Origin of the sequence: Thioalkalivibrio sp. K90mix (assembly GCF_000025545.1) — a bacterium.
In the GTDB taxonomy this organism is placed as follows: Bacteria; Pseudomonadota; Gammaproteobacteria; order Ectothiorhodospirales; family Ectothiorhodospiraceae; genus Thioalkalivibrio.
This window is the reverse complement of sequence record NC_013930.1, coordinates 61,131-76,326: the sequence shown is the minus strand read 5'-3', so window position 1 is coordinate 76,326 and position 15,196 is coordinate 61,131. Positions and strand designations below refer to the sequence as shown.

Annotated in this window: 15 protein-coding genes and 1 CRISPR repeat array; of the genes, 11 read left to right on the top strand and 4 right to left on the bottom strand. The window is 65.4% G+C overall.

The features are described from left to right. The first annotated feature begins 114 nt into the window (after nt 1–114). From TK90_RS13625 to TK90_RS13585, 10 genes are all read left to right on the top strand, one after another. On the top strand, nt 115–2,526 hold the full coding sequence (locus TK90_RS13625; protein ID WP_013006564.1) for a phosphoadenosine phosphosulfate reductase family protein: 2,412 nt from the start codon (nt 115–117) through the stop codon (nt 2,524–2,526). Between the two features lie 87 nt (nt 2,527–2,613). Beyond that, nucleotides 2,614–3,099 (top strand): hypothetical protein, encoded by a 486-nt coding sequence (locus tag TK90_RS13620; protein WP_013006563.1) that lies wholly within the window; start codon nt 2,614–2,616, stop codon nt 3,097–3,099. A 135-nt stretch (nt 3,100–3,234) separates the two neighbouring features. After that, nucleotides 3,235–3,546 (top strand): hypothetical protein, encoded by a 312-nt coding sequence (locus TK90_RS13615; protein WP_013006562.1) that lies wholly within the window; start codon nt 3,235–3,237, stop codon nt 3,544–3,546. Between the two features lie 13 nt (nt 3,547–3,559). Beyond that, on the top strand, nt 3,560–4,054 hold the full coding sequence (locus TK90_RS13610) for a hypothetical protein (RefSeq protein ID WP_013006561.1): 495 nt from the start codon (nt 3,560–3,562) through the stop codon (nt 4,052–4,054). Between the two features lie 85 nt (nt 4,055–4,139). Next, complete coding sequence (locus TK90_RS13605; RefSeq protein ID WP_013006560.1) at nt 4,140–4,871, top strand: hypothetical protein; 732 nt, start codon at nt 4,140–4,142, stop codon at nt 4,869–4,871. Then, entirely contained in the window at nt 4,858–5,112 is a 255-nt protein-coding gene (locus tag TK90_RS13600; RefSeq protein WP_013006559.1) for a hypothetical protein, read from the top strand. The genes TK90_RS13605 and TK90_RS13600 overlap by 14 nt, the downstream gene beginning before the upstream one ends. 90 nt (nt 5,113–5,202) lie before the next feature. Further along, the gene (locus tag TK90_RS13595) at nt 5,203–5,685 is read left to right on the top strand and encodes a hypothetical protein (protein WP_013006558.1); all 483 of its coding nucleotides are present in this window, start codon (nt 5,203–5,205) and stop codon (nt 5,683–5,685) included. Between the two features lie 84 nt (nt 5,686–5,769). After that, entirely contained in the window at nt 5,770–7,884 is a 2,115-nt protein-coding gene (locus TK90_RS13590) for an ATP-dependent helicase (protein WP_013006557.1), read from the top strand. An 88-nt stretch (nt 7,885–7,972) separates the two neighbouring features. Further along, the gene (locus TK90_RS15295) at nt 7,973–8,125 is read left to right on the top strand and encodes a hypothetical protein (protein WP_156820945.1); all 153 of its coding nucleotides are present in this window, start codon (nt 7,973–7,975) and stop codon (nt 8,123–8,125) included. Nucleotides 8,126–8,188: 63 nt separating this feature from the next. Next, nucleotides 8,189–8,434, top strand: coding sequence for a hypothetical protein (locus tag TK90_RS13585; RefSeq protein WP_013006556.1), 246 nt, complete (start codon nt 8,189–8,191; stop codon nt 8,432–8,434). Between the two features lie 445 nt (nt 8,435–8,879). Beyond that, a CRISPR array of direct repeats spans nt 8,880–9,424; the repeat unit is 36 nt; unit sequence GTTCCAACCACGCCCCCACAGGGACGTGCTTTCCAC. A 190-nt stretch (nt 9,425–9,614) separates the two neighbouring features. Here the strand turns inward: TK90_RS13585 and csf3 are convergent. Genes csf3 through TK90_RS13565 form a run of 4 tightly spaced genes read right to left on the bottom strand, consistent with a single transcriptional unit; the run spans nt 9,615 to nt 12,801 of the window. Continuing rightward, entirely contained in the window at nt 9,615–10,271 is a 657-nt protein-coding gene (gene csf3 / locus TK90_RS13580; protein WP_013006554.1) for a type IV CRISPR-associated protein Csf3, read from the bottom strand. Continuing rightward, on the bottom strand, nt 10,271–11,320 hold the full coding sequence (gene csf2, locus TK90_RS13575) for a type IV CRISPR-associated protein Csf2 (protein ID WP_013006553.1): 1,050 nt from the start codon (nt 11,318–11,320) through the stop codon (nt 10,271–10,273). Before csf2 ends, csf3 begins: the two co-directional genes overlap by 1 nt. A 24-nt stretch (nt 11,321–11,344) precedes the next feature. After that, on the bottom strand, nt 11,345–12,103 hold the full coding sequence (gene csf1 / locus TK90_RS13570; RefSeq protein ID WP_013006552.1) for a type IV CRISPR-associated protein Csf1: 759 nt from the start codon (nt 12,101–12,103) through the stop codon (nt 11,345–11,347). Further along, nucleotides 12,100–12,801: a hypothetical protein gene (locus TK90_RS13565; RefSeq protein ID WP_013006551.1), complete on the bottom strand. Its 702-nt coding sequence runs from the start codon at nt 12,799–12,801 to the stop codon at nt 12,100–12,102. Before TK90_RS13565 ends, csf1 begins: the two co-directional genes overlap by 4 nt. A gap of 90 nt (nt 12,802–12,891) precedes the next feature. Here TK90_RS13565 and TK90_RS13560 point away from each other — a divergent pair, with 90 nt between their 5' ends. Continuing rightward, complete coding sequence (locus TK90_RS13560) at nt 12,892–15,192, top strand: helicase C-terminal domain-containing protein (protein WP_013006550.1); 2,301 nt, start codon at nt 12,892–12,894, stop codon at nt 15,190–15,192. The last annotated feature ends 4 nt before the right edge of the window (nt 15,193–15,196 follow it).

Genomic DNA, 15,196 nt, shown 5'->3' with positions numbered 1-15,196 from the left:
CGGATAAATCGACGCTCGGTGGCGATTCGGTAGTCTTGAGTCCAGCATGAAGGCGGCCCACTCGCGCTTGTACGAGTGGCGGATACCGGCCCGAAGCCGGCAAGAAGCTTCATTATGTCGATTCCCATGGATACTTCCGCCCTGCGTGCGCACGCTCTGGACCAGTTCCGCGACCTGTTCGCGAAGAACGAGGTCTTGGCGTTCGCCACGTCGTTTGGCAAGGACTCGACCGCCAGCCTGAACCTCGGGCTCGAGGCGGCCATTGCGCATCGTCAGGCGGGCGGGGACGTACCGCCGATCCTCGTTCTGCACACGGATACCACCGTCGAGAATCCGGCCGTGCGCGTGTATGCCGACCGGATGATCGAGCATGTCGAGACGTTCGCAGCGGCCCACGGCCTCGATGTCCGTGTGAAGGTATCCAAGCCCTCGCTGCTGTCGCAATGGCCCGTGCATGTCGTCTCCGGGCGTCGTCTGCCCACGTTCGCGAACCGTGCTCACCGGCGCTGCTCGGTCGAGTACAAGCGCAGTCCGGCGGAACGCACCCTGAAGGTCGCCCAAGGGGTGCTGGAGGCCGAAGGCCATGACCGGATGCCGGTGGTGGTGCTGGGGACGCGCATGGACGAATCGGCTGGACGCGCGATCCGCATGACCCGGCGCGGGGAAGGTGCCCACGTCAACGAGACCCGCGACCCGGATACCGGCACGGTGACGGCCCGCAGCTTCGCGCCGCTGGCCGACTGGTCCACCGACGACGTGTGGGCCTACCTGGCGGATGCCGGGCGCGATCACGCGTATCCGGGGTTCGCCCCGGACTTCACGGATACCATCGAGCTGTACCGGGACTCGGCCGGGGAGTGTGTGATCGTGAACGCCGTCGCCAGCTCGACCCCGGCGGCGGCCTGTGGCGCCCGTCACGGCTGCTGGGCCTGCACCGTGTCCGGATCCTCGGACAAGAGCATGGAAACCCTGCTGGCGCAGCCTCAGTACGCCTACATGCAAGGCTTGAACGACCTGCGCAACTGGCTGGTCGCCACCCAGCACGATTTCTCGAAGCGCCGCTGGATCGGGCGCAAGGCCGACCCGGTGACCGGGCACATCCCGATCATCCCCGGCGACTACTCGGCCGATACCGCCCGCTGGCTGCTGGCCGTGCTGATCTCGCTGGACTGCGCGGAAGCCGAGCGCGCCGCGGCGTTCCGGCGTTCCGTTGAAACAGGGGAGGTAGAGAACGACCCCGGCGTGCGCAGTCTGCGCGCCGAGGCCGCCGACCCCGAGCGGGTCGAACGGAAGGTGCAGCGGTATATCGAGACGATGCAGCGGCCGCAGTTCCGCATCATCACCCCCGAGGTTCTGCTGGCAATCGATTTCCTCTGGTCGGTCGACGCCCTGCACGCGCCCCACGAGGCACTGCGCGTGTGGCAGGAGGTAGTCGAGGAAGGGCATCGGGTGTTCGCGCCTGGCTACACCCCGGAGACGCCCCAGCAGCCCGCTCCGGCTAAGGCCTGGCACCCGCCACTCCCGGCCCCTGCAATTACCGGCATCCACGGGGCCGTCGCGGAGGCGGCTGATGAGTCCGGTTGCGCCCTGTACTCCATCCGTCCGGTGCGGGGCGAGGATGTGCGACCGGATGGCCGGGTCGTGACCCGCGAGCACAGGGAGGCGACCGAAGCTGTCGCGTCGATCAATGAGGGGGAGGCCTTCGGCTTCGATGCGGAGGGCATGACGCTGTTCCTCGAGCACGAATGGGACGCCTGCCTGCGCCTGAACCGCGACTGGCATACGGGCGCGGCCCGAACCAGTCGCACGGAGGCGGCGCTTCGCTACCTGCGTCTGGGCGTGGTGAACGTCGCCTCCGGGCGGGCGGCCCAGGTCGCCTCCATGGTGGAGCGAGGCCAACGCTGGGAGCGTGCGGGTCTGCATGGACAGGCCGCGCCGGACGCGATCCTCGGTCGTTGCCTCGACGACGCGGCGCATACGGCGCTGCGGGATCGGCAGATGGAAGATGCGGATCAGCAGGCCGATGTGGAGCGGGCGATCGAGGCACGGATGGATGCTCGCTATGCCCGCCGCAGTGGTCTCGGGGAATCCGCCGGGCGCATTCGCCTGGCCCGCCAGCGCATGAAGCGCGAGCTGCCCCGGCTGCGGGCACGGATGCTGGCACTGGAATCGGCCGTGGACGAGGGCCTGACCCATGTGGACGGAGAGGCGGTCTTCTCGGCCCTGTCCCGGTTCTCTCGCGACTGGAAGGAATGGCGTCGGTTGGCGCTGGATGGGGATAATGCCGCGCATCTGGCCCCGCTGTTCCTGCGCATCGAGGCCTCTGTTCAGGCGGATCTGGCGCGGGTTCTGGCGGAGCCGGAGGCCAACGCGCTGCGGTTCCTGCTGGGGTTCGGAATGGCGCTGTCGTACCGCAACGCTGAGGCTCGGGCGGCTCAGGCTCGGCAGGCGTCCGAGCGGGCTCGTCAGGAGCGGGAAGGCTGGCGGCTGGGGGATGCGCAGTTTGCGCTCCCGGGGTTTGGCTGATCGGGCTGGAAAATCGATAGATGCCCCGGCCTCGGTAGACTGGAATTCCAGTCAACGGAGCCGGCCCGAAGCCGGAGGAGAAATACAATGCTGCTCAATCAACCTTCCAATGAAACCGACACCCTGTACGCTGTTCCGATGCGCAAGGGGGGCTGCCTCCAAGGCACTGTTCATGTGTTCGCGGCCAGCGCGGATGAGGCGAATGCCCTCGTGCTGCGCCCTGAATATGCCGATGCCGTCGATGCCGCCGTGCGGGAGCCATTCTCCGATACCTCTACCGTCGTTGCGGCGCAGGCATGGGAAGTCACCGACCGCTATGAGGTTGCCGAGGTGATGGCTACGACGGGGCAGGACATCCGCGCGAAGGCGCTGGAAGAGCGCCTCGAAGACGAAGTGAATTCGCTGCGTGACATGCTGCTTCAGGATGACGACAGTTTTGCTCGGGACCTGGTGCGTGGCTACCTTGAACGCCTTACCACCGGAGAGTTGTTAGCGACGACACAGGTTGAGGAAGACCTCGAGGATAAGGTGCAGGGCTGGCTGGATGAAAATGACCCCGAGGGTACTTCCTGAGCCTTCGGGGCGCCGGGGTAATCCAAAACTTCGACTGGGCCGCGCTTTTCGATAACCTGGCCCTGCAACAAGACGAACCGCCCGCGTCTTCCACGGGCGGCGGATGCCCGGCCCGAAGCCGGAGGAGAAAGACCGATGAACAACACATCCCCCACCGCCGCGTCCGACACCATGTGGTTCGTGAACTATTCGGACACAAGCCCCGGTCGCACGACCAACGTGAAGCTCTTTCCCTCACTGGAGGACGCCCGTGCCTTCGCGCACGCCGTTCCGGGGCGGGCCGGCTACATCCTGATGATCGAGGGGGATAGCTCGGTATTCTCGGTCGCGGAATCCTGCGAGTTCGTGGAGTTCTTCGGGAACTTTGAGCCGAGTGCCCAGGAGGGGGCGCGGATTGAGGCGCTGGTAGGGAGTTCGCCCCAGAGCTTCCAGACGGTGGCGGCGTAACCCGGTGGCCGGCATGACTCGTGCGCGCTATTACGCCGGGATCGGATCGCGCGCAACGCCGACCGAGGTTCTGTCCGTGATGCGGGAGGCGGCCCAGGCGCTGGCGGGGCGTGGGTACATCCTGCGCTCTGGCGGCGCGGTGGGTGCGGACAGCGCCTTTGAAGGCGGAGCGGATCTGGACGGTGGCCGGAAGGAGATCTTCTACGCAGAGAGTTCGATCCCGACATGGGCCTTTGATTCCGTAGAGCGCTACCACCCGGCGCCGAATCGCCTGACCGCCCGTGCCCGGCGGCTGATGGCGCGCAATGCCATGCAGGTCCTGGGCATGGGCGGCGGGGAGCCGGTGGCGTTCGTGCTGTGCTGGACGCCCGGCGGGACCGGGAAGGGTGGTACCGGCCAGGCGCTGCGGATTGCCACAGACTACGGCATCCCGATTTTCGATCTGGCCCGGCCGGAGGTGATGGCCCGAGTGAACCGTTTTCTGGCGAGGGCGCGGCGCTCGGCTTGAGGGTGTGAAACTCGACGAATGCGCGGATCGCGCTACGATGGGCACTCCCTACGGAACCGGCCCGAAGCCGAACAGGAGCCCTGTCATGGACCTCAAATCGTACGATTTCCCGTCGCTGCCGCAACTGGCTGACTACCTGAGCGAGTCGCCGCTTTCGCACCGAAACTTGCGCCTCTCTGATCGCAGCACCTACATCGGCGATGGCCGCCTCGTGGGCAGCTATGGCTTTGACTCCAGCCTGTATGCGATCACGCACGAGATCGCCCACGTCATCGATTTCTATCGTCGGGGTGAAATGGATCGGTGCGGGGTCTTCGCCTTCGGTATGCGGTTCCCGGAAGTGGAGATTATGGGGCGCCCCATCGCACAGCCCAAAACCACGCGCGGCCTTCGCCGCGAGTTGCGCGTCAGCGCGATTCAGGCCCACCTCCTGTTTGGGGTGCTGGAATGGCCCACGGACTTTCTCGACTTCATGCTTGATGCGGCGGATACCCTCGCGGTCGGGGCAATGGCACAGGAAGACGCCATGCTGATCCCCGCCCGCCGGGGTATCACGCGGTTCTGGCGGTCCGAGAGCGATCGGCATTGGCGCCTACGTTCACGCACGCGACCGCATTGGTGCAGCGAGGAAGAGTCGCACGCGCTGCACCAGTCGGTGGCCACCTACCGCCAGGATCGCCTCGAGTATGCGCTGAAGTTCATGGTCCGCGACTACCTGAATGATGCACCGGAGCGCGTGCTTGCGGACTATCGAGCCGCCATGGAAGACCCGCTTTTCAAGCAGGCCGGTCAGGAGGTCTCGCATGCCGCGGCCTGAGTCCTTCGAGAACTGGCTGGTGGAGGAGGCCGGGTACCTGCGGGTGCGGGCGCTCCCGGATGGCAGCTATGCGGGGCTGGTCCCTCTGCTGTACACGGTGGGGTTGTGCGTTGGGGTTCAGGAGGGCGGGTACACCCATCGCTACTGCTATGAGGACCCGGCACTGGCGCAGCAAGCCTTGGACACGCTGGAGTCGTCCGATGCCGAGCCACTGGATGGATGGGTCGCCCGGCGGGGGTGATCTTGCCCCCGAAAATCGACAGATCCGCCCGATCCGCTACGCTGTACCCTCAATCAACGGAACCGGCCCGAAGCCGGAAGGAACAACACCATGAGCGCAAACATGATCGGATACATCCTCGTCGGCCCGCAGCGCCTACGTGAGGTGGCCTCGTTTAATACCTACGAACTGGAAGCCATGCGTCAGGCGGTCGAGCGTGTCCGCACCAATGTGCTGGAGTTTGAGCAGAACCCGGAGTCGGAGCTGACGGAGGATGATTTCCCTGACGAGTGGCACAACCTGGTGGAGGACGCCTCCGAGTGTGAGGGTTCTTTCGCTGGCCTGATCCCGGATCTGTTCCGGCAGGCGTCCGAGCCAACCGACCAGGACATCCGTGACGAGCTGGATCGGGTTGCCGATCTTTGGCACAGCGCCCGGATGGCCCCGGATACCATGACGCGTTCTTTCAATGACGGCACCGACATCCTCGCGGCTGGGGATATGTCCTACGGCGATGAACCGATCGGCCCGGGGTACGAGGCCATGCGATCACTGGACCAACACCCGCTGATGTCCTTCCTGGGCATCCGGTAGTGCCCGAGTTTCGGCAAGACGGCGGGCAGGCGCGTATCCTGTCCGTCGTTCATCACTGCCCGAAGGACCGGGAGGCAACCAATCATGGATGATGTCGTACTCGACCCCCAGCAGGAGACCGCCGCGCAGATCGTGGAGGGGCCTGCACTGATTTTGGCCGGGGCAGGGGCGGGCAAGACCGCGACTCTGACCGAGCGCACCGCGCGCATGCTGGAAAGCGGCCACCACCCCGAAAACCTCCTGATGCTGACTTTCTCGCGCAAGGCGGCGCGGGAGATGTACGCCCGCCTGCGGGACCGGCTGGACACCCAGGACCGCAAGGCCCTACCTACCATCGAGAATTTCCACTCCTTCGGTTGGAAGCTGCTTCAGTCGAACCCCACGCGCTGCCAGCGCAAGTCGGGCGTAAGTCTGATGGACGCCAACGACCAGAAAAAGGAACTGCGGCGTCTGCATAAGGATCTGGCGGACGACGCGTTCCGCGAGGACGTGCCGGTCAAGAAGCTGATGACGGTCCATGATGTGCTGTCGAATGAGGGCATCATCCTCGGCGACCAGTACGCCCGAACCGGGGACGAGAACCCCGAGCGCCGCCAGCGGATCATGGCCCTGTTGACCGCGCAGGGCATTCGTCGCGCTCACTGGGGGCGACTCAACGACATCCTGCGCCGGTACGAAGAAAACAAGCGCATGGCGAACACCGTGGACTTCGGGGATCTGGTGGCGTTGCCAGCGGCAGGCCTTTCCGCCTATCCGGAGTGGGCCGCCAAGCTGGAAGAGCGCTTCACGCACATCGCCGTGGACGAGGCCCAGGACACCAACCGCATCCAGTACGCGATGCTTCGGCTGTTCTCCTCGCACAACAACGTAATTATGGTCGGTGATGATGACCAGTGTATCTACGAGTGGCGCGGGGCGGCTCCGAGCAACCTTCGCACTTTCCGTGACGAGACGGAGGCCGCGATCGTCCGTCTGGAGCGCAACTACCGCTCCACACCCAGCATCGTCTCGGCCGCGGCGCGGCACATTGCCTGCAACCAGACCCGGATCGAGAAAAGCCCCTACGCCGAAGGTCGGGCGGATGGCGACCCCCCGGACGGGCAGCAGCACCCGGACGGCGTTGCGATGGCGAATGCGATCGCGCAGGACATCCGTGAGGCCATCGATTCCGGAATCTCGCCCAAGCGCATCGCGATCCTGTACCGGGTGAACAAGATCGCTCGGGTGCTGGAACCGGCCTTGATCGCGCGCGGCATCCCGTATCACATCGCCCAGGGGATCGATGTTTTCCAGACCCCGGAGGCGCAGCTTCTGATGGGCGCGGTACGGTTGGTGCAGAACCCGCAGGATTCGATGGCGGCGACCAAGCTCGCGCAACTGGTCAAGGGCCTCGGGGAGCGTTCTCTGAACGACATGATCGGGTACTCGGTGATCCATGACCTCCCGATCCTTGAGTGCCGCCAACACGTCAAACTGAGCAAGCCGGCCTTTGCCGCGGCCGAGCGTCTGTCCCAGATGATCGACGGACTCGCCCAGTGGCCGCCGCTGTATCTGGCGGAGTGGGCGCTGGACCCGGAGATGGGCGGCTTTCAGGACACGCTCAAGGAACTGTCGAAGACGGCCGACAAGCCTAAGACAATGTACGAGCGCCGCCTGACTACGATCATGTCGATCGAGGAGGCCATCCAGGGACGGTTCGGCACGAGCGACCAGGGGAAGGCGGACGCCGAGTACAGCCGGTCCGAGCAGTGGGAAATCGTGCAGGAGTTGGCCCTGGCCGCGCCGGATGAGGAAGCCGAGCAGGACGCAGTGACGGTCGCGACGGTCTTCCGGGTGAAGGGCCTCGAGTACCACACGGTGCATATCGCCGGCATGTCGGACGGGCTGATGCCGATGCGGCGCAGCAGCGACAAGCCTCCCATGTTCGACGAAGACGAGGACGAAGCGGCGCAGAACGTCGAGGAAGAACGGCGGCTGTCCTACGTCGCCGCGACCCGGGCGCGGGAGCGGCTGGTGGTGCATCATGCCGATCGGATCCACTGGGGCTACGACGAGGACTTCTTTACCCCTTCTGGCTTCGCGGACGAGATGGGGCTGACCTGGCGCGAGGTCGAGCCGGTCGGGGATGCCGGGGCCGGGGTGTCCGGCAGCCGGGAGATCGTCATGGAGGCGCTTCAGGAGGCTGCCGAGTCGGAATAGGGCCGGGCGCTGGAGTCCGTGCTCGAGAAATCGACGGGATGCGGTGTCCGGGCTAGGCTTTCCTTGAACCGTCAAATGGAGATCGAGATTGAACCAGCAAAGTGACCCGCTTATGCGTCCCCGAGAGGGCTGGCAAACACGCCACCGGGGCGATCAGCGCGAAGAATACGAGATCTATCGTGCCTCTGCGGAGCAGCTTGGCTGGCCGGTCAAATCGTTTGACGAGTGGCTGGGCTCCTGATGGATTTCGCCTCAATGCTTGAATAGCAGAAGGGACTCTAATGGCAGTCAACAAGCCAAGATCATGGGCGGTCTCGAAGAGGCCGTTACCGGGCCGGATGAGGCGTTCATTTATCACTTCCCCGAACTCTACGGCTTCCCAAAGTCGACCCTGACGCAACTGGGCAGCGGCACCGGCCGAATCGTTCACCCCCGGGAGCGGTTCGATGTTGCCCCCGAGGACGCCATTCGGGTGGCCGAGGCTATCGTCGACGGCACGATCGCGAAGTATCGTCTGGGTCCGATTTCAGGCCGGGTCCTTACCCGTTAAGTCGCCTTCGGGCCCATCTTTCCCGTCCGGGTTCCCTCGAGACATCGATTCGAGCTTCCGTTAGGCTGTTTCTAGGTCGGGGTCTTCATCCTCCCGCCCAATCCTCTGCATCTGCTTTGCCATCAGGGAAGCGGCCGGATCGCCCTTCGATTCGTTTTCCTTTCGCTGCTTCTCTCGCGTTTCCTCGCTCGACATAACCGCCTCCCTTCTTTACTTTTCGGCATCCTTGCCACGCCCACATTCAGGCGTGAATTCCAATGGTCGGAGGGTCAGCACTGATAATGATGGCGGTCCCTTGTTCGCTGCAACCATACCCTCTCGAGCGTGATTACCATCCTAACTGTCTTCCACGACCTCGTTCAGCCCGCTGCGTTACAGACACCAACTTCTGAGAGCCGGTGATTTCCAGGGTCTTGCCTGTTCCATCGGACCCAGGCCGTGCATATTGCAACCACACCCCCCTCTGGGGCGTGCTTTCCACGAGTCCCGGATCGGGGCTCGCCAATACACAATCACACGGTTCCAACCACGTCCCCCACAGGGGCGTGCTTTCCACGAGGCCTGACCGGGCGCGGCCCGGCGATCTATCCGGTGGTTCCAACCACGCCCCCACAGGGACGTGCTTCCCACCGCCGGGTCCGTGGCTCGTTCATCGCCGCCCTCCAGGTTCCAACCACGCCCCCACAGGGACGTGCTTTCCACGTCGAGCGCGGTGTCCAGAATCGGGTGTAGGCGCTGTTCCAACCACGCCCCCACAGGGACGTGCTTTCCACGACAAGACGGAGATGAGTGATCTCCCGTCCGATTTGGTTCCAACCACGCCCCCACAGGGACGTGCTTTCCACCGGCCCTACTGCTCGAACCTCCTCCAGGACGGCTTGCGTTCCAACCACGCCCCCACAGGGACGTGCTTTCCACCATCTCCGAAGCTCGGCGGTCGCGGCCGCATCCCCGGTTCCAACCACGCCCCCACAGGGACGTGCTTTCCACAGACCGCTCCACAAGCCCGCCCCGACAAGGCCTGAAGGCCCGTTTTGCGAGTGGTCCGCTCCCTGTTGCCCAGGAGTTCCATCGATTTTCCCTCGATGCCCCGGAAACCCGCACGGCAACGCCCGCGAGCGCTCCCCGGGGTTAAGACCACCACCGGAGCGCTCGCAAGGCATCGGCGGACTTACCTACTTCAGAGCTGATCCGTCATTGGTGTCCAGATGGGTTGAACCCGATCCTGTCGCCAGTAGGGCGGAGACAGGGCCCCGGTCGAACGCAGGAACCCGCCGGGGTTGTTCGGCAGGGCACGCTGGCTCCACTGGTTTTCAGCTTCTGGATCAGACTCCACGGCCCACCCCGAGATTCGCCCGAAGCCCTGCCGCCGCAGAGATCCCAGGCCATTAACCATCCCCAGAAGCTCCTCGATACGCTCGCGGTTCCCGATGCACCAGGCCGAAACCTCACTGATCTGCCGGTAGGTCCGGTCCAGGACGGCCCCCTTGTACATGCCGGTACCCGTGGCAATCGCATCCACACGCCCTTCCCAGTGTCCGGCGTTGCGCCCGTCGAGCAGGGCAGGCACGTCGGTTTTCTTCGTCTGCTGGCGGGTCTGGAGTGGGCTTTCGTAGCGCCGGAAGATCCAACTGGCCTTCCAGACGCTCCGGTCCGCATCGAACGCCAGCGGCAACGACTCCTGCGCCTCCAGCGGATCCTCCGCTCCCTCCATGCGGGCGCGCTCGACTATGGCCCAGGCCAGAATCCCGTCGAGTGCGATCGGTCGCTCGGGCTCGATCATCAGCCCGTGCATCCGCCCGGTAATGCGCAGGGGCTCCATCGTTTCCGACGCCATCACGCGGCCTTCGCCCATTCCTGGATCTCAGCCGCCGTCAGTGCATCCGAGTTCGCGTAGGACGCCCAGGCGTCCAGACGCTCGGCCACTGCCGGGTTGTCGCGGTTGAGTCGGAGCTGCCCGCCGTCGCGGGTGAACACCAGGCCCGCGTCCTCACCGTCACAGGACATGCGGATCGAGGACAGGTCGTAACGACCGAACCCCTTCACCTTCCAGCCGCCCAGGTTCGGGAAGCGCTCGACGAAGCGTTCCAGCGCCGCCAGCAAAAGCCCATCCTGCACTTCGCTGCTGCTGGTGGTGGTCCCGATCCGAAAAGAGAACGGCATGCCCGCCAGCACGATCTCCGTGGCATTCCATCCCTGCACGCGATCCCCGCGCTCCTCATCGCCGTTGCTACGGGTGCGCTGATTATCGAGCCATTCCTGAGCGGCCGTCTCGTAGTCCTCGATCCGCTCGGCGGCTTTCGGATCGGAGAACTGGAGGATGTCGTCCATACGGCGGAAGTAGATCACCTGCGTCAGTGGCAGGCGCTTTTCCCGCCCCATCGGATCCACCACGGCATCCTCGCAGGCGGCCGGCACATCGATGCTTGCGACCGTCTCGGGCACCAGGGCCCAGGCGGTATCGGTGAGAAAGCGGGACTCGACCATTTCGGGGCCGCCCCCGAACAGGCCGATGAACGGGTGCTCCCGGCGCTGGTGCAGCGCGCTCAGACTGACGGAGCTGCCCTTGTCCGGCCGCCCGTCGGCGGTCCCGGCGCAGACCGTGTGATAGGCTGGCAGAGTCAGATTCTCGCCCTTGGCCTTCAGCGCTTCCATCAGGACATCCGCGCCGGCGCGGCGGATACGCCCCCGGATCGAGTTGCTCGGGATGACCGGGACCCGGCGGGTATGGGTCTCCCCGGAATCCGGGTCGCGGCTCACGACCGTCAGTGTTTGCGTGCCGGTGACTGGCATCGTGGAATTCCCGCTCTCGATGCGCCGATCCTGACTGGCATCGGTGATGTGCAGCGGGCTGGTTGTGTACAGCGTTCCTTCGAGTCGAATCATCTCAAGTTCCTTCTTCAGTGGCTTTCAGTCTTTCGGTGGGTTCAGGCGGTCGAACTTGAACCGGGGCGGTTCGTCCAGCGCCTGGGTCAGGACGTATTGGGCGAACCACAGCTCGCCGGGGCCCAGGGCCTCATAGGCGCGCACCAGGTCCTCGGGAAGATCGGCGTACCACGCGCGCGGGCCATCGAATCCGCCCATCGATGCCTGTTCGAGCTGCTGCCCCAGTCGGTAGAGCCGCTTGTCCGCGGCCGTTCTCGGAAACAGTGATTCCAGGCGCTCATCCGTGGCCGCCTCGCGGTAGCGATCCAGCACCGGGCGTCGGACCAGGAGGGTGTCGCGACCAACACGCAGTTGCAGGACATCCGGTGACAGGCTGACCGGTGCCTGCCAGATCAGATGTTCCCGTTTCCGGGTAGCGAGCGCGATGACCAGCGGCCCCTCAAAGTTCTGTTCGAACGCCCAGCGGATGTGCGCCTTACGAGTCACCCGCCAGGCCTGGCCGCGTTCGCCCTCCGCTTGATGCACCAATACCCCCTGCATCTGCGTCATCTGGGCGGCTTCAAGAAAGGGCCCGCACCAGCCGCAGATCCAGTTGCCGACCCGGTCCAGGGTCGCGGGGCCATCGTTGAATGTCGCGCCGAACTTCTGCTCGAAGCGCGGTTCTCCGGCGGCCACGGCTCCGCCACACAGACGACAGGTACAGGCCTCGGGCGCCGGGCCCCCGATAGGCTCGAGCCCGGTGGCCTCGGCCAGCATCCGTGAGGGGCTGGGTACGGCCCTCATGCCGCCACCTTCCGGTCCTGTGCCCGGCGCGGTTGCAGGATGCGCCCGAAGCCGCGGGCGGCGAGGGACCCAACATGCCACGGCCCCTTGATCTCGAGGGCGGCATCCATCTCGATCTCGTGCGGTCCTACCCCGACCATGCCGCCCGCGATCGGGGTCGCGAAGGTCTTTTCGCTGGGGCGGATGTCGTAAATCGCCTCCTCGACGCCCTCCGGCAGCGGGCGGCCGAGCAGGGCGCATTGCGCTTCGAGTCCCGCTAGGATCTTGCGTCGAATTACCTCGGGGTCCGACGACGCGCCGCGCTCGCGCTGGTGGCGCTCGGCGATCATGTGGTTTACCAAAAATGTCTCCGGTCGCGGAGCGACGCGCAGTTCGCAGTAGCCCGTGTGGGTGCGATCCGCCAGCGGGTGCCCCTTCGATTCACTGAGCAGGTGAGTGATCTTCCAGGTCTCGCGGCGCAGCATTGCAACCGCCTGCGGCCCGATGGCTGAGAGCACCAGTTGGGTCTGGTCGCCGTCACCGGATTTCGACGAAAACCGAAATGGCGAGAGCCCCTGAAGCGGCTTGCCATCGGGGCCGTAGTGGAAGATCTCCGGCGGGATCTGGAATTCGCCTTCATCGGGTACGAGTGAGGCGAGGATCCGGCGATAGGCGGCGGGCGGTTTGCCCGGCCAGAGCACGGTGTGTGCGAAGTACATTGGAACCTCCTTGTTGTCAGCGTTTCCTACCGTAGTCCAGAGCCTGTATGCTGTAAAGTAAACATGGTTTGGTTTATACAGGATGCAAGGATGCAGATTCGACTCAAGTACAGCCCCGAACGCCTCACCGACATCCCCGCCACCGGGCAGAGCCGCTTCTTTCGGGAGCGCCTTCACGCCGCGGCGCATACCGCCCGCCGCCGGCGGTTGCCGGCTGTGGGCCTTGACTCGATTTCCATCAATCTCGGGGCACGGGATCTCGCCGTGCTGTCCGGTCTGCGCCAGGGGGATGAGCCGTGGTCCGAGGTACTGAGCGAACTCCTGCACGGCCACCTGAATCAGCCGGGTGGGGAACCACGTTCGAAGCGAACAGAGGCCGCGGATCGGAGGGCGGAAGGCCCGGACTGGATGCGCCCGGAGCAGGGACGTTTCTATGCTCCGCTGGCCGAGGGGTTGGCGGCCAATGCGATCTTGCTGGCGGAGGCAGCCACCGGTACCGGCAAGGGCCGCGCGGTGGCACAAGCGGTGGAGGATGCCCTGGCCGCCGGGCGCGAGCGGGTGGTGGTGTGCGGGCCCACGCTGGGCGTGCTGGCGGCACTGGCGCGGGAGTTCGGATCCTGCCCAGGGCTGAATCGACCCATGCAGTTCTTTCTCGGCGCGGCACAATTCTTCCATGCCGGCCGCGCCCGCCAGCTCGCCTCCTTGATGCAGTCGGGTTCCGACCCGGAGACCCAGGCCTCGGGTTCAGCCCTGCTGCAATGGCTGGATGCAGGTGCGCCGGCGGGGCGAACCGACTCGACCGCAGCCTTCGCGTCGGTTGAAGGACAACCGGTCTCCCACCTGACCGATGATCTCGCCACGCTGCTGCCGGATGGGTACGGGGTGGAGGAATTGGAGCTGTCGGCGGAGGAGATCGGAGGCGACGCAGAAAGCGAAACCGATCCGGGGATTCGGGCGGCAATGGCGGCACGGGATCTGGAAGGGGATGCGCCGATCGTGTTCTGCACGCACGCGATGTACGCGCTCCACGCCCGAATGATCGGCCTCGAGCGCTACCTGTTGCCGCCTCACGAGGTCCTTGTGCTTGACGAGGCCCACCAGTTCGAGGAAAACGCCAACGCCGTCCTGTCCCCGACGGCCTCGCTGGATCAGCTCCCGCGCCTTTTGCGCTCACTGCCCGCGGCGTTGTTGCTGAAGACGGGTAAGCGGGACCTCGAGGCGGTCGAAGAGGTCCTGAAGGATTTGCACAACCGGTTCCCCGAGCGGGGCGGGGAGATCCTGCTGTTTCCGGGCGATGATCGCTATGCGGCGGTTCAGGTTCAGGCGGGTCGGCTGCACCAGGCCGTTGACGCCCTCATCGGGCGCGCGGAAAGGGCCCGCCAGCACACGGCCGATCCCGGCCTTCTCGCGCTGCTGAAGCGGACACGCTCGATTCTCCGGGCGTCCCAGCGCGAACGGGCCCTGCTGCAACTGTCCTCATCACCGGTGCGCGGCTACCTGTCGCTGGCGGTGGGTGGTCAGGGGCTGCGGCGCCTGTTCGAGCGCATGTGGTCGCAGGTCGACGCGGCGGTGCTGATGTCGGCCACGCTTTATGTCCCGACACGGGATTCGCGGCGAGCCGACGTATCGGATACGCAGGGCTGGTATTCGGCGCGTCATCTCACTCAGGTTTTGGCGCTCCCGCGCGAGCGTCTGCGTACCCTCAAGCCCGTACGCCCGGACTGGGTGCGGGGCAATGTGATCGCCCATATCGAGCGCAACCCCGAGCGTCGACCGCCCAGCACGTCGGAAACTGACCCGGCAATCTACGCCGCACTGGTTCAGCAATGGCTGGACGATACGGCACGGGATCTTGCGCGGATCACGGAGGGGGCGGAGCAGGGGACATTGGTCCTGCTGACGGCCTACCGGGACATCGAGGGCCTGTCCGAACGTCTGGCCGATACGCTGGGCGAGCGTCTGATCGCCCAGGGCCCCGGCGCGCGGCTGTCCGCCCTTCGCGAGGCCTTCGTCGCGTCGAGCCGAAACGGGGAGCGTCCGGTGTGGCTCGCCACCGGTGCCGCATGGACCGGGATCAACCTGACGTCGGAGGGTTTGAGTCAGGTGTCGGATCTGGTCATCGCCCGTTTGCCGGTGGGGCTCAACCGCTCCATTTCCCAGGCGGCGCGCAACCGGGGGCGGGCGAACTTCGAGTCCAAGGCGGCCGAGACCTACTGGCAGACCGCGCAGGGGATCGGGCGCATGGTCCGTTCAGAACAGGATACGGATCGGCACTTGTGGGTACTGGACCCGCGCGCCGTCATCGAGCCGCTCTATACCCCCGTTCGCTTGCTTCTGGAGTCGTACCGGGTGTCGGACGGACCCCGAGATAGTGACTGCTCCCCGCCCTAAGCGC